Raw genomic sequence first — 18,090 nt, forward strand, 5'->3', positions numbered from 1 at the left:
GATTTTCAAAAAAAGGATTTTATTTACCAAGACTACAAACAAGAGTGCAGTTTTCAAAAACGATTTCGGTCAAGACCCAACCGAATCAAAAAACCAATCAACCGTAGTTTAACGGCACCTCGACCTATTTTTTTTACCAAAACAATGTAGCTCTCAGCTAAGCCATAAGCCTGATAACGAATGCATTGACGATGTTCATAGGACAGCCTTTGGTAAAGTGAATCTAACTCTGATTTGCTTTTACATAAGCTGAAAGCCTTTCTACAAACGGTAAATATCGACTGCATCTGATCATTATGCTGATGCTTATACCTCAATGCCGACATACTGCTTGTCAATTTGCGTTTCTGCATCAGAATCTCATCTAGAAAAGTGTATTTATAGTAACGAGAGGAACGCACCCAAAAATCAAAATCTTCATAAGCCAAGCTTTCATCATAGCCACCCATTCTATCGAAAACACTTTTGCGAATGACCATAGTAGGGGTGCAAATGAAGTAGCGCTTAAGCACCATTTCGAAAATATCGCCTTGAGGAATTTCAGAAATCAACTTCTTAGCTCGAAGGGTGTCATTATGATTGCCAATTGTTTCTGACTTAGAATTGATGTAGTCAGCGTTGCTAAAACAAACCCCGTATTCTTCACCTAACGTTTCAAGTCGTTCTACACTTTTTCTTAAAAATTCAGGCTGCATTACATCGTCTAAAGCGAAATCAATGAGATACTTCCCTTTTGCTAAAGCTAAGCCCTTATTGAAGGTTCGAGTGTAGCCCTCATTTTGAGTATTAGGAATAAAAACCACTTCTGGTTTACCCTGAATCATCTTTTCAATTTCTCCAACGCTAGTATCTGAGCTTCCATCGTCCAAAACAATGATTTCTATTTCAGTATAAATTTGGGCGAAAACCGACTTTAAAGCCTCACTTATATAAGGAGCATGATTATAGGAAATGCATATTACCGAAACGAGTGGATTCATTTGAATAAGAATTTCCTGTTAAACAGAATGAGGATAAGGAAGAAGCCGATGTAGCGCCATAAGTAAGCCAATGTAAGGGCTTCTAAATTAAACCGGTCCATTAATAAATACACCAGCGTAACATAGATAAGAGCTGAAAATAACTGTGCTACAATGTATTTTACGGTTTGCACTTTGGCCGAAAGTAAATAAGCCAACAGGTAAGAAAGAATACAAAAGAAGTCGCCAATGGCCTGAAAACGCACCAAATAGGCTGCTCTTTCAAAGCCTTTTGCAAAGAAGAGGTTTAATATAAATTCACGATTGAAGTAATAAATCCCCAAGCAAATAACGGTTATGAAGCCTACGAAACCCATTACCTTGAGTACATAGCTCCTTAAGGCAACTTCATCATGAATAAGCGATGCCATTTTAGGATAATACACCACTCCTACCGTGCCGCTAAACACCAACAAATAACTACTCGACATTTTGGCTACGGACTGCCAAAGCCCAGTGCGGTCTAGGCCATACAGTTCAATTACATAATCACGGACCATAAAATCCAACAGTTTGCCAAGCACAATGGAGCTAATGGCCATCAGAACGAACTGACTTATTTTCTTCAATGAAGCTCCATCGGGGGTTCCAATCCGTAGCTTAACCTTATTTCTATTTAGAATAAAGTAAACCAGCGAACAGAAAAACATAAGCCCATAGCCTACCACAAAACTAAGCAGTGCCTGGTCTAAGTTACCTAAGCTTACCGCCCAGAGTACCACCGCCACCAGAAGAATAATTCCCGAAATACTAACTAAGGCATAGCCTTTTACATCTCGAAAAGAAAGAATTACTGAATTGAGTAAGCCGGTCATCAACATTAGAAAGATGGCCGGAAGGAAAATTGTCAGAAACTGACCAATGCTATAAAACTCTACAAATCGACTAAAAAAGTAATCTCTTCTCCAAAAAAAAAGCAAACAGAAAATGGCTATAAATATCAGGTTAGTTACCCAAAAGCCTGTTTGCCAAAGTTTATGTTTACTCTCTTCACTGGCTTTAGGGTCCGACCAATGCTTCATTACGGCCCTATTGATTCCTTCAGAAGGAAGCAGCGTAAATAATGAAGTAAGGTTTTGAAAGTGAGAGAGTAGCGTAATTCCATTGGTACCGAAGAAAACCGCAAAGAGTTTATTGATAGTAAGGCCACCAATGGCGCGAAAGACCACTGCGAGAAAAGACCATCGAGAACTTTTAAAGAATTGAGACGCCAACAGCAAAAGATTTAATGCTAAGATACGGCTTTCCGAAAACTGTAGCTCAAAAAGCTTTGGCCTCCTAAGTGCGACTTAAACTGTTTGAGTCCTTCGTTTACCCTACCGTTTAGGTAAGACGTACCTAAATCAAGGTAGTTTAATTCCTTGGCTCTACAAAAATCATAAAGCCCTTCTGTAAGCAAAACCACTGGACTCAATTGGTCATATTCAGGATGATGTGCTGGAGAGAAATTATAAAGCACTTTATCAGAAGCTAAAATGCCAATGGTAGCTGCTATAATTCGCTCATCATCTTTCACTACAAAAGGAATATAGGCTTCAGGGTTTAGCTTTTGCGCCAATTTCATCTGAGGCCAATCCATGGAGAATTCGTAGCCCTTTTTCTGACGCTGGTTCCTCACGAAATCAAATACATCGGCCAATTTGTGCTTTGGAAGCCTACTGAACTCAAAGCCCCCCTCTTTGCATTTCTTCAATTTTCGAACTTCCATTGAGGCCAAGTTTAGCTCAAAGACTTGATCAGTAACAGGAATGGCTTGGTATTCTAACTCTTCCATTAATTCAAAACCTGCATAAACCAAGTTCTCCTTCTGTAAGCGTGTATTAGTGAAATAACAATCAGGCGCCAATTTCATTTGGATGGAATTCACACCTCGTTCTTTGAGCTTTCTCAGAACTTCAAAAATAAAGAAGGTAATTTCTCTGCTGGTCAAATCATGAGCTAAAGCAAAACCTCCAAAAGGAGCTCGATAAGGACTAAAAGCGGTTCCTTCTTCCAAAGAAAAACCAATATGACCTACGCCAACTTTGGTTGCGTTATCAAGTAAGTAGAAATGGATTTGCGGCAATTGGTTATTGCCAATAAGAAAATTAGGTTGTGTATAAAGCAGTTCAGAAAAATCCTTTTTGATATTCTCTGGTAAAGCCTCAGTCACTTTTAGGTTTCTCATTTGAACTCAGAGCGTTTTCTTATGTAATCATTCTCATCAAACTCATCGGAGGCGAGCCCAATCATTATGGCGTTTTTACTGAAAATCATTCGCCCCCACCACATGGGTGGAATATAAAGCGCTTTATCTGCCCTATCTAAAGTGCAATTGAATAGGTCACCTTTTTTAGATTCTAGCAAAACTTCAACTTTACCCTTGATAGCAACAATAACCTGCTCACCGGTTTTATGAGCATGGTCCCCCCTTACTTGCTGTTCTGGCAAATCGTATAGCCAATACACACGTTTTATTTCAAAAGGAATGCTTTTCAATTCTTCTAAATAAGTAAGGTTTCCCCTCAAATCGGGTTTCGAATCGAATGTATACACTTCAGGTTTTTTCACGGCAGTTATTTAATCACTAAAGTAACAATTAATCTATTCTGTATCTTCGCGCGCTATGCTTTACCTTTTACTCGCAATACTTGGCAATGTTGCCGTTTTTCTTTCCTTTAGATCGTTTACACGATATAAAATCAACACCTTTCCTGCCATTGTTACCAATTACTTGATTTGTGTAATTACAGGAAGTATTTATGTGGGCTTTGGGCATATAAAATCCAACATCGCTTTCGATCAACCTTGGTTCTATAGCGCTTCGGCATTAGGGCTATTGTTTATAGGCACATTTTACCTGATGGCCTTAACCACCCAGTTAAGAGGTGTTGCTGTGGCCACAGTGGCCAGTAAAATGTCCTTGGCCATTCCAGTTTTGTTTAGTCTATTTATTCTGAAAATAGGAACTTCTGAACTAGGCCCATGGAACTACATTGGTATCGTTACCGCCTTTGTAGCCATCTTTTTGGTATCGAAGAAAAAGGTTTCATTAGAGATAAAAGAGCCATTACCCCTTGGCTATGTAGCCTTACCTTTTGCTGTTTTTTTACTGGGCGGGGCATTAGACACTTGGCTAAACTACGCCAGCGAAAACTTGATTGAATCGCACATTGAAGGCATTTACCCTATCATTACTTTCGGTACAGCTTTCCTTATTGGTAGCATTGTAATTTTGGTGCGTGAAATTAAAGTGCGTAAAAAAGACATTTTAGGAGGTCTCTACTTAGGCATACCGAATTACTTTTCAATTTACTTTCAAATCAAAGCACTTTCTGCTTTCGACAATAATGGTGCAATTCTTTACCCTGTACTGAACATCGGAATCATCATTGCTTCCACAGTTTTCGCAGCCTTTATTTTTAGAGAATACCCGAGCAAGCTGAATATTATAGGAATAGCACTTGCCATTGCAGCACTTATTCTCATCAGCATGTAAAACAAAAAAAGGCCGCCTTTGCAGACAGCCTTTTGAAGTTCTCCCGAGGAAGATTATTATTTTTTATCCTTGTCGTCAGACTTTCTTCTTGAAGTCGATTTTTGCTCTGGATTAGCAATGGATTCTCTCATGTCGGTATCGGCCTGAATGTTCTCCATTTTATAATAATCCATCACTCCCAAACGACCACTTCTGAAAGCTTCGGCCAATGCTTTAGGTACTTCTGCTTCTGCTTCAATTACCTTAGCTCTTGCCTCTTGCGACTTGGCTTTCATTTCTTGTTCTTGAGCAACGGCCATTGCACGTCTTTCTTCCGCCTTAGCTTCGGCTACTTTCAAGTCGGCTTGCGCTTGGTCAGTTTGAAGTATCGCACCAATGTTCACCCCTACATCTACATCTGCAATGTCAATAGAAAGAATTTCGAATGCCGTTCCCGCATCCAAACCACGGCTTAGTACTAGTTTCGAAATTTTATCTGGGTTGGCTAATACTTCTTTATGAGAAGCAGCAGAACCAATTGAAGTTACAATACCTTCACCAACTCTGGCAAGAATAGTGTCTTCACCAGCTCCCCCAACTAATTGCTGAATGTTAGCACGAACTGTTACTCTTGCCACAGCAACCAACTGAATACCATCGGCAGCCACAGCAGCTACTTTAGGTGTAGTGATTACTTTTGGGTTTACTGAAATCTGTACTGCTTCAAATACATCTCTACCCGCAAGATCAATTGCTGTAGCTTGTTTAAAGCCTAAAGTGATATTTGCTTTGTCGGCAGAAATAAGTGCTTTAATTACGGAAGGAACATGACCGCCTGCTAGGTAATGCGTTTCAAGTTCAGTAGTAGTAAGCTCCAAACCCGCTTTTGTAGCCGTAATCATAGCGTCTACCACAATTCTTGGTGGTACTTTTCTAATACGCATGAACACAAGTTCAAGCAAGCCTACCTTAACATTCGAAAACCTAGCCGTAATCCATAGATTGACCGGTACGAAATAGAAAAAAGCAAAAAACAGAATTATACCGGCTCCAATGGCAACCAGCGTTATGTATTCATTCATATCTAATTATTTATTCGTTCAACTGTAATTCTATTCCCTAGAACTTTAATGATTTCAATTCTACTACCTGATTCAATGTGAGAACCCATGGAAACTACTTCGTAACTTTTATCTCCAAACTCTCCTTTGCCAACAGGCTTTAAATCAGAAATTGCAATTCCTTCCATCCCAACTTCCAGGCCCAAGGAGTAGCCCTCATTGAATTTACCCTTGTTGGTGTCTTTGAGTGAAAACCGATCCCAGGATTTCGATTTAAAGCTAAAATAAATGGCCACCACCGAAATAAGAAAAGAGCCCACAAGCATATAGTTACCTGCTAAAGCACCGTGTTTCTCATAGGTAAGGTAAATCCCCGCGCATGTAAGGGCAAAACCAACCACGCCTACTACGGTAGTACCCGGTACAAAGAGCAATTCTATATAAATTAGAATCAACCCAATGATCACCAATAAAATAATAGCAATCCACTCTCCCATTTGCTCAGCTTTTTAAACTTGTCCGAATATACTATTTATTAGTAATATCAGTACGCTTTTGCAAAAAGTACTCGGCCAGCAGATGGTTTTCCAGAGTAGATACAAACTCCAGCTTCTTCTTTTCTATCTAAAGGAATACAACGTATGGTTGCTTTAGTCTCTGTTTTAATCTTGTCTTCAGTTTCGGCTGTACCATCCCAATGAGCAGAAACAAAACCTCCCTGTCCATCAATGACTTTTTTGAAATCATCATAAGTATCCACCTCAGTAGTATTTTCTGCTCTGAAATCGAATGCTTTTTGATAAATAGAATTTTGAATCTCGTCTAATAAAGCTTCTACTTTGTCAGCCAAGTTGCCTTCTAAGCTAAAAAGCTCCTTGACACCTGTGTCTCTTCGGGCAATTTCAACAGTGTTGTTCTCTAAATCTTTTGGTCCAATAGCCAACCTTACCGGCACTCCTTTTAATTCCCATTCGGCAAATTTGAAACCTGGCTTGTAAGTGTCACGGTTATCGAATTTCACAGAAATACCTTTGGCTTTCAAACCTTTGGTAAGCTCGGCTACTTTATCAGAAATGGTTTGAAGCTGCTCTTCTCCTTTATATATAGGCACAATCACCACCTGAATAGGCGCCAATTTTGGAGGAAGCACCAAGCCTTGATCATCTGAATGCGCCATAATCAACGCTCCGATCAACCTTGTACTTACACCCCAGGAAGTTCCCCAAACGAAATCTTGTACTCCTTCTTTATTCGTGAATTTCACATCGAAAGCCTTTGCGAAATTCTGACCTAAAAAGTGGGAAGTTCCCGCTTGAAGCGCTTTTCCGTCTTGCATCAAAGCTTCGATACAATAGGTTTCCACAGCACCTGCAAATCTTTCGCTTTCTGATTTTATTCCTTTTACCACTGGCATGGCCATATAATTCTCAGCGAACTCAGCATAGACATTCATCATTTGCACAGATTCGTCTATGGCTTCTTGCTTAGTAGCATGTGCGGTATGCCCTTCTTGCCAAAGAAATTCGGCAGTTCTTAAGAAAAGACGAGTTCGCATTTCCCAGCGAACCACGTTGGCCCATTGGTTTATGAGTAGAGGCAAATCTCTGTAAGATTGCACCCAGTTCTTATAAGTGTTCCAAATTACTGTTTCTGAAGTTGGCCTAACAATAAGCTCTTCCTCCAATTTAGCATCAGGATCGACTACAACTCCCTTTCCGTCAGGGTCGTTCATCAAACGATAATGAGTGACTACGGCACATTCCTTAGCAAACCCCTCTACATGGTCAGCTTCCTTACTTAGGTATGATTTTGGAATGAAAAGAGGAAAGTACGCATTCACATGCCCAGTCTCTTTAAACATTCGGTCAATTTCTGCCTGCATTTTCTCCCAGATGGAAAAGCCATAGGGTTTGATTACCATGCAACCACGAACAGGTGAATTTTCAGCTAAATCTGCTTTTTTCACCAGCTCATTGTACCACAACGAGTAATCTTCACTTCTTTTTGGTAATCCTTTGCTCATATCAGTTGTTTGGTATGAATCTTGTTTGTTAATGGTTGTTAAAATAGTTGATACAAAGATATATCATTCGATTATTTTATCGACCAATTTTGATAAATACACGTTAACATAAAAAAGCCAAGGAGGAAACATCATGAAAAGACGAGACTACATCCGGATATTAATGGCACCACTCAGTATGCTTACGGTGTTTGCATGCTCACCAAACCAATTTCAATCTACCCAAGAGTATGATGATGTATACTTTACATCAGCAGACAGAACAAGCAAACCAACGATTATTGAATCGACAAAAGAAATTGAGTCTTCTAACGAAAAAGCATTTTCGCTGGGTGACTATTCAAGCGAATCGATAGACCCCTCTTTGGTAAGTAAATACAATAATAGCCAGGACGGAGAAGTAGTCTATTTTGAAGAAGGCCCTCTAGTAACCAAAGCCAGCGAGCTGAACTATGATGATTTCGTTTATGATTACGAAAATGAAAATCTAGCCTATTACGAACTTCCTTTGGATTGGAACACAGACTGGGATAAATGGAGTTTCAATAAATTAATGGCAAATGATTTTCAGTTCCAGTTGGCTTGGTATGAACAATACTATTTAAACCGTGATTTCAGAATGAACAACTACCTATCAGGTAGATATGGTAGCAGGAGAAACGGAGGAACAGTACCGAGAGTTGGTCTAGATTTATTTGGAGCAAGTTCGTTTTACCCTGGTTTCGGTGTAAGTATGTCTTTTGTAAGTTTAAATAACTTCTACGGTCCATCTAATCTATTTTGGTCACCAATTTATGATCCATTCTGGACTTATGGCGGTTTTTACTCACCATACTATACCGCGTTTAGTTATGGCCGCCCCTATCCACGATATGGTTGGGATAGATGGAACAGATACTCACCTTACTATAGCTACAACAGGTATTACACCAGTAATTATTACTACAACAATGAGGGAAGTCTAGTAAATAGAGATGGTAGAGATGTTACCAGAGGTGCTAGAATATCATCAACTTCTGTAAGTAGTGTAAGAACTGATGCTGTAAATGGTTCAACTCCAAATACACGTTCGGCTAGATATGCTAGTGATTTAGGTGCTAGAGGATCTAGAGCTGGTGGTTCTACTGATGGCTATCAAGTAATTGGAGGAAGAAATAGTTCTACAGCTACTACAGCTGGCAATACTAGAAGTTCAAGGGTTAATACCAATGCTTATCAGTTTTCTAACGACAGTCGATTAACACGTTCAAACGTAGTAAGAAGCAGCACAGCTAGAAGTAGCAGAAGCACTTCAACTACTTCTCGTGTGACTTCAGGTAGAAGCAGTTCTTCAAGTAGTAACTTATTTAGCAGATCAAGTTCTACAAGATCGGCAACACCTACTTACAGCCGATCTTCAAGCAGTAGCAGAAGTTCTGGTGTGTCGAGCAGTAGGTCTTCCTCAAGCTCATCAAGAAGCAGCGGAGTTTCTTCTAGTAGAAGTAGCAGTTCTTCTTCGAGCAGATCATCGGGAACAGTGAGTAGTTCTTCTTCACGAAGTTCTAGCTCTAGCAGCCGCTCTGGAAATACCAGCAGTTCTAGCTCATCAAGAAGTAGTAGTAACAGTTCATCAAGAAGCGGAAGAGGTAATTAATACAACTCACAAAAACTCACAAAATATGAAACTTGGAATAAAGCTTATTATGATAAGCCTGGGCGTGGTTTGCCTATTTCAAACCTCTCAGGCACAAATTCAACAAGGCTCTTTTGGTTATTATAATGATGCCTTAAGGTATAGTCAATTACAAAACTTTGGAACTGCGAGGTTTTCAGCATTAGCAGGTTCTGGTTCGGCACTTGGTGGAGACATTAGCTCTGCTATTTACAACCCCGCTGGGCTTGGTGTTTTCAATAGATCTCAATTCACCTTTACCCCTAGTTTTTCAACTTTACAAACAGAGGGAAACTCGTTTGGCACTATTAATAAGGATGAAGCCACCAAATTCACCATTGCTAATTTAGGCGTAGTGATCAATTTCAATAAAGGAGATCTTGTTCCTGGAACATTTAGAGGAGGATCATTGGCCGTTACTTACAATAGAATTAACGACTTTAATCGAAATGTACTGTCCAGCGGATTCAACGGCAACAACTCCATTATTGATAATATGCTCCAGCAGGCCGATGGCTTTTTTCCAGAAGAGCTTAATGGAATAGCTCAAACTGGATACGACCATTATATTATCAACCCTGACCCGAATGATGAAACACTCTATCATTCTCCCGTTTTAGGTTTTCCCACACAAACAGAAACTCTTAGAACCAAAGGCTATACCGATCAAGTGAATATTGCCTACGGAACCAATTTTGACGACAAAATGTATTTAGGTGCTGGAATGGGAATTACCTCTTCTAGCTACACGAATAGTAGAATTTATACTGAAAGCTTTACCAACGAACCGCTTAAATCTTTTGCCATAGATGAAAGACTAGAATTGAATGGAACGGGTGTAAACTTCAATATTGGCGCAATTATTCGTCCTATGGATGCTTTGAGAGTGGGCTTATCTTACACATCTCCTACCTACAACAACTTTAATGAAGAGGGAGACAATATTTACGTTTCGGACTGGAACAATTACGATGTTTCAAATTTTAGAGATAACCAAGGCAACCGCATCATTTTGGAAGACACTGTTCTGAACAGATTAGAAACCGCAACGGACATATTTGTTTCTACTTTCAATTTAAGGACACCTTCAAAACTGAATGCTGGCTTGGCCTTTTTCTTCAATAAAAACGGATTTATCACAGCCGATATCGAGCATTTGAATTACGCTAACGCCAATATTTCATCGAATGATTTCTTTACTGGGCCTGACAATGCCACCATTGAAAATATTTACAATTCTGTAACCAACATTAAATTAGGTGGAGAATACCGCTACGAGATGTTTAGGTTTAGGCTAGGTTATGCAAACTATGGCGACCCATATAAAAGTAATTTTGACGGAGTAGAATTAGATAGATCGAGAAAGATTGTTTCCGGTGGTTTAGGAATTAACATGGGGAAATACTTCTTCGATTTAGCTCTAGTAAACACCAAATATGATCAATCATTTAGAAGCTATAGGATGGCCGTGCTCGAAGATTCTCCATTGACAATCATTAAGCACAATTTTACAAATGCAAAACTGACTTTTGGATTGAATTTCTAAAACCTAGTTTTAGCTAAGACTTTAAATACGAGATGACTTTATCCAGTGTGATTCTGTTGTCTCGTATTTTTATTTTGGCCTCATTATAAAAAGAGAGTCTTCTTTCGGCCAAATCACGCACTTCCTGAATCAAATCTTGCTGATCGTAACTTTTAAAAAGGGGCCTTTTTTCAACGCCTTGATCCAATATTCTCAAGGCTAAATCTCCAGGACTAACATCTAAAAATATCGTGGTTCCCATTTCATTCATGTGGTCCATATTGAAATGGAAACAAGGTGCTCCTCCACCGGTAGCCATCACAAATTGTTCATTGGCAGAACCTAGATTTCTGAGTGTCTCCTTTTCTTTAATTCTGAAGTTCCCCTCTCCTTGAAAATCGAAGTATTCGGGAATGGACTGCCCCACCACCTTAACAATTTCAGCGTCCAAGTCCATAAACTGGACACCTAAATGTTCGGCCAATTGTTTTCCAATTGTAGTTTTACCCGAGGCTGGCAAGCCCACTAAATAAATCCTGCCGATTTGATTCATTATCTAAAATTAGACATTAAATCACTGGCCGATGGAATATCGTTGTAATGCCATTTCTTTAAGATTGTTCCGTTTTCTATCAGCACTAAACCCGGGTTTGAGCGTACCATAGTTTTGAGCAAAGTAGCATCGGAATACACATAAGGAATAGCCAATTGAACACTATGCCTTAACTCTTCAAACTGTTCACCAGAAGAAGCTGTTACTGCAATTGCCTCCACTTGATTTCCTAAAGCACTAATCAATGAGTTTAAATCAAGGTATGAATCCGCATCGGTTTTGTTCGCTTCGTGAATTACCACCAATAACTTTCTTCCTGTCAGAATATTTTGTGTTTCGTCTGCCGTATCGCTCCACATGGCAAAATTAGTGATTTTAGGCACCTCATTTGGGTCATTTCCGGGGGGCAGCATTTCGGTAGGAATATGGGTTCCTTCCTTATAAGCTCTGAAATCGATAAAAGGTAAATGAGCAATGGCCAAGAATGAAATCACCAAGCAAAACACAAGCGTTCCTGCCAAAGCAATTGACTTAGTTTTAATGCCAGCTGTAAGTTCTTCTCTCTTCCGATTAATAAATAGCACCAGTATTAAAACCAAGAGAATGATGTCTTTAGTAAACGACTCCCATGGCGTAAGTTTAATGGCATCACCAAAACAACCGCAGTCGGTTACTTTATTGAAATAGGCCGAATAGAAAGTAAGGAAGGTGAAAAACACAATCATGGCCAAGAGCAACTTGGTTACGATTTGCGGCTTATACCTCAACAAGACTGCTAATCCCAGCACTATTTCCAAAGTAGAAAGCAGTACCGAAAGGAATAATGCAGCTGGTTTTAGTGCATCAAAAAATGGAGCAATATCCACTGAAAAAACGGTGAAATATTCTTCCAATTTAATCTGCGTCCCTACAGGATCGTTAATCTTAATAAGACCAGAGAAAATAAAAAGTCCTCCAACCAAATACCTTGAAATCGAGGTTAATAGCTTCATGATTTTGAAAATTTCATTAAGATCAAGCAAAACACTGCGTAGTTGATCATGTCTTGATAATTGGCATCAATTCCTTCAGAAATGATGGTTTGCCCTTGGTTGTCTTCAATCTGCTTCACGCGGAGCAATTTCATCAGAATAATATCCGTCATAGAACTCACCCGCATGTCGCGCCAAGCTTCACCATAATCGTGATTTTTATTCATCAACAGATTAAAAGTGCTTTCTACTTTTTGGTCGTACAAAGGCTCAAGGGTTTCCACTTCCATTTCGAAGGGGTCATCTTCGCTCAACTCCATCTGGATCAACGCAATAATGCAGTAATTGATAATGCCAATAAACTCTCCAGCAATATCATCGTCAACCTTCTGATTTCCTTTATTCTGAATAGATTGAATGCGCTTGGCCTTGATAAAAATCTGATCCGTAATAGAAGGCAGCCTGAGTATTCTCCATGCCGTTCCGTAATCTTTGGTCTTCTTCAGAAATATGTCTTTACAGGCCTCTATAACTTGCTTATATTCGCCTACCGTTTGCTCCTTCAAGTTGAGTGATTTTAATTGCTAAAGGGAATTTTTGAAAGCGAAAGATAAAATATTTCAGGTTAAAAAGACATTGAACTTACGTGGAAATCTAGTTTCGCTCGATACGCCAGCGGTAATGGGTATTTTAAACATTACCCCCGATAGCTTTTATTCGCTTGGCAGACAAAACACTGAGAAAGAAATTCTATCAACAGCTGAAAATATGCTGGCAGAAGGCGCCCTCATTTTAGATATTGGTGGTTATTCTTCTCGCCCAAATGCCGAAGATATAAGTACCGAAATTGAAACTGACCGAATCAGTAAAGCTCTAGCGCTTATAATTAAAGAATTTCCAGAAGCCTATATTTCTATCGATACATTTAGAAGTTCGGTAGCCAAGGTTGCAATCGACCAAGGCGCCTGCATTATCAACGATATTTCTGGCGGAACATTAGACACCAACATGTTTGAGACTGTTGCTAAATTGAATGTGCCCTACATTATGATGCACATGAGAGGAACACCTCAAAACATGGCTCAGCAAACCGACTATAAAAATTTATTAAAAGAGGTTATATTATTCTTCAGCGAAAGAGTAGAAAAACTTCGAATTTTGGGCGTAAACGACATTATTCTTGATCCTGGTTTTGGTTTTGCAAAAACCGCAAAACAGAGTTATGAGATTCTCCAAAATTTGGATTATTTTAAAGGATTGCGGTTACCTTTGCTCACTGGCTTATCCAGAAAATCTATGATTTATAAAACTCTAGGTATTTCGGCTGAAGAAGCACTCAATGGCACTACTGCCTTAAATATGGCTGCGCTTATAAATGGGGCTTCTATTCTTAGGGTACACGATGTGAAAGCCGCAGTAGAAACAGTTAAATTATATAAAGCAATACATCCTTGATTTACGCTTTTAAAATAGGATTTCTAGAAGTACGATGGGTCGATATTATCGATATCCTGCTCGTAAGTGTATTGCTATATCAGGTTTACAAGCTCTTAAAGGGAAGTGTTGCTGTAAGGGTGTTAGTTGGTTTTCTCTCGCTTTACCTTATTTATTTGGTAGTTAGGGCTGCTCAAATGGAGTTACTGGCAGGTATTCTTGGTCAGTTTATGGGGGTTGGAGTTTTAGCCGCTATCATTATTTTCTCTCAAGAAATTAGAAAGTTCTTACTTATTCTAGGCAAAACTTCCTTCCGAAAAAATGGAGTGCTTGAATCACTACTGATTTGGCGGAAAAAGAAACCTAAAGTGAACATGAATCTTACCGCAGTAATTGAAGCCTCAAAGAGTTTATCAGGTTCAAATACGGGTGCTCTGATGGTATTTTCTAGAAACACCGAACTCAAATTTTATGCAGATTCTGGTGACCTACTCGATGCCTTTATTTCCAAAAGACTACTGATTTCTATCTTCAACAAATACAGCCCATTGCACGATGGTGCGGTAATTCTGTACGAAGGAAAAATAAAAGCGGCACGTTGTTTATTACCTGTTAGCGAAAGAGAAAACCTACCTGCGCAATACGGCTTACGACACAGAGCCGCATTGGGAATGTCTGAGGCCACCGACACCCTTATTCTCATTATTTCAGAAGAAACTGGGCAAATGTCGATTGCAAGAAATGGCAAAATAGATAGTAACCTTTCGGCCCCAGAAATCAGGAAAAAGCTGAATAGATACCTAAACGAGGAAGAAGAGGAAGCTACCGAAACCGACAAGAAAGAAAGCCTTGAAGTGGCCTCTTAATTAAAAAAACGCTTTCTAAAACTCTTTAAACTTCACCCAAAGCAACACCGGATTCTGAGAAGATTGTATTCCTTCAAGGGTTGATCCCTCAAGAAACTTATAGTTCTCGCTATTTAAAGTACTCAGCAATTGCGGTAAATCTTCTGGCAGAATACTAAATAACATTCTATCGTCCTCCCAAGTTAATGGAGACAATGAGAGTTGTTGATTACCTTCCCCTTTCAAATCGAAAATCTCATAATTTCTTGTGCTTCTATTCAGTACAAACTGAGAATAATCGGCCAAAGAAGTATAATAAGTAAGGTAAATGAGTTTATCGTTTACAAAAGGGTTCATTGCCCAAACTTGACCATCTTCCCTAATTCGGCTCATCACGCTTGGGTCTTGCATTGCAATCCCCTCTCCGTTCCAAAACCAATTTTTACCAAAATCAATTTGAGCAATTGGCTTGCTCTTCTTGTCTTTCAAATAGAAAATAGTATCGTTCAATACAGAATGATATGTTAAATCCTCTTTATACGGTTTAAAGCTATTTATCGACAAAAGTAGTGGCACCCTTAAAAGTCCAGTATTAGGGTTTGCCATCGCTTCTACATTAAACTCCTTATCCATAAAAAGCACATTGTAAAAAAGGCTGTCTTGATAAGGATAGTAGTTCATATTGGCTACATAACCATCATGGTATGGGAAAATATGTGTTGGATTGAAAGGGAGGTTGATACGATCAAGTTCTTCGCCTTGTATATTATAGCTTACCAAGCGCCTGTTAAAATAAATAGAGATAGAATCTGAATTTGTCCAAGAGCTTTGAATGAACATATACTCATTTAAACTGCTGCCTTTATGGCTAAACGTACCCAAAAACTTGCCGTCTTTGGTATAGGAGAAAATTTCTCCTTTTCGGGCGGTAGCGAAATAGAGCTTATCATCCTCTCCCCTTTCAAATGACATTACATCACTCAACTTGGCTTCCTCGGTTTCTTCCAAAGCCAATATTTCCACATTATCAATTAAATCTGTAAACGCAGTTCGTTTGCTTTCAACATTGATAGAGTAAGCACGGAACTGATCTGCATCTACATCAACCGTTGTGGTACTTTGGGATTTGTTATCTGAACATGAAAAGACCAACAGGCCAACTAAAACGAATGTTAATACTGCTTTTACCCTCGATTTCATTCTTAAATTCTTTGTAATCACTAGTTAAAGTCTTTGAACTTCACCCACAATAATACTGGGTTTTCTGAAGATTCTATACTTTCTAGCGTACTCCCTTTTTTGAAAGTGGCGTTTTCACTACCAATTTCCTTGATTAATTCGGCCAAATCGTAAGAATTGAAACTAGCAAGCAATACGTCTTCATCCCATTTAATAGGAACAAAAGCATAATTCTCCTCCACATTCTTTTTAGTATCTATTTGATAATAGTTTCCTGAATTTCTGTCAATCAACAGCCGAAACACCTCCGAGAAGCTCGTATTGAAATTCAAATAAATTTTCGAATTACCCACCTTAGAATAGAAAATCCATACTTTTCCACTCTCCTGAATACTACCCATCGCCTTTTGCCCATCAGCCCTCATTTTTTCATCATTCCATAAATACTCCGATCCAAAATCAAGTTTAAGCAATGGCTTGGTGGTTTTTTCTTGAATTAGAAAAACGGTATCACCAAAAATCTCTTTATACAGGAGGCCATCACCATAAGCCTCCAGACTGTTTACACTACTCACGATAGGAAAAGGCACTACGTCTTTATATGGGTTCTCCATCCCCTCAATCTTCAACTGATCGTCATAGAAAACGATATTAAATTTAAGCGAATCGTTGATCGGTATTCCACTCATATCACCTACATAACCATCCTGGTAAGGGTAGTAATGAGTAGGTTTAACATTTGGTTTTATCTGTCCCACATATTTCCCGTCAAAATCATACTTATTTATTTTTCCTCGCTGGCCATCATGGATGAACAAAGTGTCTTTCTTTATCCAAAGGCTTTGCAAGCTTCCGTATTCTTCAGGCCCATCACCTTTTCTATTGAAAGTGGAAATGAACTTTCCTTCATTAGAATAAATAAAAACATCACCCTCTGACCCGCTAGGAAAAATGATTCTGTTGTTTGCTTGAGAAAAATTATAGACCCCGCTTAAAAGTCCTTCATCCGTTTCTTCCAAACCCATTATTTCAATGGACTCAATCATTTCCGAGAGTTTTCGTTTCTCTGATTCTATAGACAGAGAAATGACCTTAAACTCGTCATTGGTTTGATTTTTCTCTTCAGTAATACTCTCTTTTTGACTGCCACAGGCTGTAAACAATGCAGTAACTAATAGCGCTGGAAAAACTCGTTTCATATATTCTGATTTCTTATTTCAATTCTTTAAACTTTACCCACAATAATACCGGGTTTTCTGATGATTCTATTTCTTCTAAAGTAGTGCCTTGACGGAATTTGACCTTTTCTTCACCCAAGTCATTTATAAACGCTCGAACATCGGGAGATTGCAGACTAACCATAAACCTATCTTCTTCCCATTTAATAGGCGTCATCGCATACTTTGTTGCAGCACCTTTGTTCACTTTGACAGTCTTTTGAATTCCAGACATACGGTCTATCAGTACTTTAAAAACATCTTTGAACGATGTTTTATAGCTCAAGTAAATCCACTTTTCATTTATGTAAGAATCGACCCACCAAACCAAGTCTGTTTCACGAATAAGACCAGTTGTTCTTGGGTTGTTTTTTATTGTTTCTTCTGTCCAAAGCCACTCCTCACCAAAATCAAATTTAAGCAGTGGCCGAACTTGATTCTTTTCAATAAGAAAAACTGAATCGCTTTTAAACCCATGGTAAATGAGGTCTTTCCCATAAGGTTGAAAACTATTGACACTGCTACCTACATATAGAATCAGTGGTGATAAGTATGGATTAGCCATTTGTTTGACTTCCATATTTTCATCGAGAAAAAGGACATTGAACTGTAATGAATCTTGAAAGGCTGTATAATCCAAATCGGCAACAAACCCTTTATCATATGTAAAAAAGCTCTTAGCTGAGAACGGGAGTTTCCAACTTCTCAAATGATTGCCCTCCAGGTCATATGAAAGTAATCTTCGTCTATTGATATCGGATACAAAAATGCGATCTCCATCCACCCAGAAACTCCAGATGAACTCATACTCTCCTGGGCCATTCCCTACATGGCTAAACTTACTAATGAACTCTCCTTCTTTGGAATAAGAATAAATACTGCCGTCATTTCCACTGGGAAAAATAATTCTATCCTCTGTGCTAGACACTTTAAATACACTGCTCAACAACGACTCAGCCGTCTCTTCCAATCGCATGACTTCAACTTCTTCAATCAATTCAAAAATTGAAACAGCTTTGGCCTCCGTATCGATTTTAAAAGTTTTGAACTCATCTGTCGCAACAGCCTGCTCTGTTTGCTTCTGTTCGTTACCTGAAGAGCAGGAGACCATCAGCCCCAGAAGCAACATTAGGATTCCAAATCTAAGCTTCATAT

Annotated in this window: 18 protein-coding genes; 5 read left to right on the forward strand and 13 right to left on the reverse strand. The window is 39.0% G+C overall.

Going from position 1 to position 18,090, the window contains the following annotated elements:
- Positions 1–53 precede the first annotated feature (53 nt).
- Genes MB14_RS05585 through MB14_RS05600 form a run of 4 tightly spaced genes read right to left on the reverse strand, consistent with a single transcriptional unit; the run spans position 54 to position 3,569 of the window.
- Positions 54–980, reverse strand: a complete 927-nt coding sequence (locus MB14_RS05585) for a glycosyltransferase family 2 protein (RefSeq protein WP_062590370.1) — start codon at positions 978–980, stop codon at positions 54–56.
- Positions 977–2,233: an MATE family efflux transporter gene (locus tag MB14_RS05590; protein ID WP_132644083.1), complete on the reverse strand. Its 1,257-nt coding sequence runs from the start codon at positions 2,231–2,233 to the stop codon at positions 977–979. Before MB14_RS05590 ends, MB14_RS05585 begins: the two co-directional genes overlap by 4 nt.
- Positions 2,234–2,250: 17 nt before the next feature.
- Entirely contained in the window at positions 2,251–3,186 is a 936-nt protein-coding gene (locus MB14_RS05595; RefSeq protein WP_062590374.1) for a GNAT family N-acetyltransferase, read from the reverse strand.
- A complete protein-coding gene (locus MB14_RS05600) occupies positions 3,183–3,569 on the reverse strand; it encodes a sugar 3,4-ketoisomerase (RefSeq protein ID WP_221405465.1) in 387 nt (128 codons plus the stop codon). The genes MB14_RS05595 and MB14_RS05600 overlap by 4 nt, the downstream gene beginning before the upstream one ends.
- Before the next feature lie 55 nt (positions 3,570–3,624).
- On the opposite strand from MB14_RS05600, the gene MB14_RS05605 reads away from it, so the two are divergent.
- On the forward strand, positions 3,625–4,497 hold the full coding sequence (locus MB14_RS05605; RefSeq protein ID WP_062590377.1) for a hypothetical protein: 873 nt from the start codon (positions 3,625–3,627) through the stop codon (positions 4,495–4,497).
- A 56-nt stretch (positions 4,498–4,553) separates the two neighbouring features.
- Here MB14_RS05605 and floA read toward each other — a convergent pair whose 3' ends face one another.
- The 3 genes from floA to proS are packed head-to-tail and all read right to left on the reverse strand — an operon-like array spanning position 4,554 to position 7,560.
- Entirely contained in the window at positions 4,554–5,558 is a 1,005-nt protein-coding gene (floA, locus tag MB14_RS05610; protein ID WP_062300463.1) for a flotillin-like protein FloA, read from the reverse strand.
- 2 nt (positions 5,559–5,560) lie between these two features.
- A complete protein-coding gene (locus MB14_RS05615; RefSeq protein ID WP_053222857.1) occupies positions 5,561–6,034 on the reverse strand; it encodes an NfeD family protein in 474 nt (157 codons plus the stop codon).
- 47 nt (positions 6,035–6,081) lie between these two features.
- Positions 6,082–7,560 (reverse strand): proline--tRNA ligase, encoded by a 1,479-nt coding sequence (gene proS, locus MB14_RS05620; RefSeq protein WP_062590378.1) that lies wholly within the window; start codon positions 7,558–7,560, stop codon positions 6,082–6,084.
- 133 nt (positions 7,561–7,693) lie between these two features.
- Here proS and MB14_RS05625 point away from each other — a divergent pair, with 133 nt between their 5' ends.
- Positions 7,694–9,193 (forward strand): hypothetical protein, encoded by a 1,500-nt coding sequence (locus MB14_RS05625; RefSeq protein ID WP_157716545.1) that lies wholly within the window; start codon positions 7,694–7,696, stop codon positions 9,191–9,193.
- A gap of 25 nt (positions 9,194–9,218) precedes the next feature.
- On the forward strand, positions 9,219–10,757 hold the full coding sequence (locus MB14_RS05630; RefSeq protein ID WP_062590382.1) for an OmpP1/FadL family transporter: 1,539 nt from the start codon (positions 9,219–9,221) through the stop codon (positions 10,755–10,757).
- Positions 10,758–10,770: 13 nt separating this feature from the next.
- Here the strand turns inward: MB14_RS05630 and MB14_RS05635 are convergent, their stop codons facing one another.
- Genes MB14_RS05635 through MB14_RS05645 form a run of 3 tightly spaced genes read right to left on the reverse strand, consistent with a single transcriptional unit; the run spans position 10,771 to position 12,826 of the window.
- Positions 10,771–11,289 carry a shikimate kinase gene (locus MB14_RS05635; protein ID WP_062590384.1) on the reverse strand — a complete coding sequence of 173 codons (519 nt, stop codon included), beginning with the start codon at positions 11,287–11,289 and terminating at the stop codon, positions 10,771–10,773.
- Positions 11,289–12,281 carry a MauE/DoxX family redox-associated membrane protein gene (locus tag MB14_RS05640; RefSeq protein WP_062590386.1) on the reverse strand — a complete coding sequence of 331 codons (993 nt, stop codon included), beginning with the start codon at positions 12,279–12,281 and terminating at the stop codon, positions 11,289–11,291. Before MB14_RS05640 ends, MB14_RS05635 begins: the two co-directional genes overlap by 1 nt.
- Entirely contained in the window at positions 12,278–12,826 is a 549-nt protein-coding gene (locus MB14_RS05645) for a DUF1599 domain-containing protein (protein ID WP_062590389.1), read from the reverse strand. Before MB14_RS05645 ends, MB14_RS05640 begins: the two co-directional genes overlap by 4 nt.
- A gap of 31 nt (positions 12,827–12,857) precedes the next feature.
- On the opposite strand from MB14_RS05645, the gene folP reads away from it, so the two are divergent.
- Both folP and cdaA read left to right on the forward strand, forming a co-directional pair.
- Positions 12,858–13,715, forward strand: coding sequence for a dihydropteroate synthase (folP, locus tag MB14_RS05650; protein ID WP_062590391.1), 858 nt, complete (start codon positions 12,858–12,860; stop codon positions 13,713–13,715).
- On the forward strand, positions 13,712–14,560 hold the full coding sequence (gene cdaA, locus MB14_RS05655) for a diadenylate cyclase CdaA (RefSeq protein ID WP_053222864.1): 849 nt from the start codon (positions 13,712–13,714) through the stop codon (positions 14,558–14,560). The genes folP and cdaA overlap by 4 nt, the downstream gene beginning before the upstream one ends.
- Before the next feature lie 15 nt (positions 14,561–14,575).
- Here cdaA and MB14_RS05660 read toward each other — a convergent pair whose 3' ends face one another.
- Genes MB14_RS05660 through MB14_RS05670 form a run of 3 tightly spaced genes read right to left on the reverse strand, consistent with a single transcriptional unit; the run spans position 14,576 to position 18,088 of the window.
- Complete coding sequence (locus MB14_RS05660; RefSeq protein WP_062590392.1) at positions 14,576–15,739, reverse strand: DUF4934 domain-containing protein; 1,164 nt, start codon at positions 15,737–15,739, stop codon at positions 14,576–14,578.
- Positions 15,740–15,759: 20 nt separating this feature from the next.
- Entirely contained in the window at positions 15,760–16,917 is a 1,158-nt protein-coding gene (locus tag MB14_RS05665; RefSeq protein ID WP_062590393.1) for a DUF4934 domain-containing protein, read from the reverse strand.
- Positions 16,918–16,930: 13 nt separating this feature from the next.
- Entirely contained in the window at positions 16,931–18,088 is a 1,158-nt protein-coding gene (locus MB14_RS05670) for a DUF4934 domain-containing protein (protein WP_157716546.1), read from the reverse strand.
- Between the last annotated feature and the right edge of the window lie 2 nt (positions 18,089–18,090).

Source organism: Roseivirga ehrenbergii, assembly GCF_001593005.1.
GTDB lineage: Bacteria > Bacteroidota > Bacteroidia > Cytophagales > Cyclobacteriaceae > Roseivirga > Roseivirga ehrenbergii.

Excerpts from the sequence above, each read along its gene's own strand:
- MB14_RS05615 (WP_053222857.1), bottom strand. The coding sequence starts at position 6,034 with ATGGGAGAGTGGATTGCTATTATTTTATTGGTGATCATTGGGTTGATT.
- MB14_RS05630 (WP_062590382.1), top strand. The coding sequence starts at position 9,219 with ATGAAACTTGGAATAAAGCTTATTATGATAAGCCTGGGCGTGGTTTGC.
- MB14_RS05605 (WP_062590377.1), top strand. The coding sequence starts at position 3,625 with ATGCTTTACCTTTTACTCGCAATACTTGGCAATGTTGCCGTTTTTCTT.
- MB14_RS05585 (WP_062590370.1), bottom strand. The coding sequence starts at position 980 with ATGAATCCACTCGTTTCGGTAATATGCATTTCCTATAATCATGCTCCT.
- MB14_RS05665 (WP_062590393.1), bottom strand. The coding sequence starts at position 16,917 with ATGAAACGAGTTTTTCCAGCGCTATTAGTTACTGCATTGTTTACAGCC.
- proS (WP_062590378.1), bottom strand. The coding sequence starts at position 7,560 with ATGAGCAAAGGATTACCAAAAAGAAGTGAAGATTACTCGTTGTGGTAC.
- MB14_RS05640 (WP_062590386.1), bottom strand. The coding sequence starts at position 12,281 with ATGAAGCTATTAACCTCGATTTCAAGGTATTTGGTTGGAGGACTTTTT.
- MB14_RS05635 (WP_062590384.1), bottom strand. The coding sequence starts at position 11,289 with ATGAATCAAATCGGCAGGATTTATTTAGTGGGCTTGCCAGCCTCGGGT.
- MB14_RS05625 (WP_157716545.1), top strand. The coding sequence starts at position 7,694 with ATGAAAAGACGAGACTACATCCGGATATTAATGGCACCACTCAGTATG.
- MB14_RS05660 (WP_062590392.1), bottom strand. The coding sequence starts at position 15,739 with ATGAAATCGAGGGTAAAAGCAGTATTAACATTCGTTTTAGTTGGCCTG.
- MB14_RS05670 (WP_157716546.1), bottom strand. The coding sequence starts at position 18,088 with ATGAAGCTTAGATTTGGAATCCTAATGTTGCTTCTGGGGCTGATGGTC.
- MB14_RS05595 (WP_062590374.1), bottom strand. The coding sequence starts at position 3,186 with ATGAGAAACCTAAAAGTGACTGAGGCTTTACCAGAGAATATCAAAAAG.
- floA (WP_062300463.1), bottom strand. The coding sequence starts at position 5,558 with ATGAATGAATACATAACGCTGGTTGCCATTGGAGCCGGTATAATTCTG.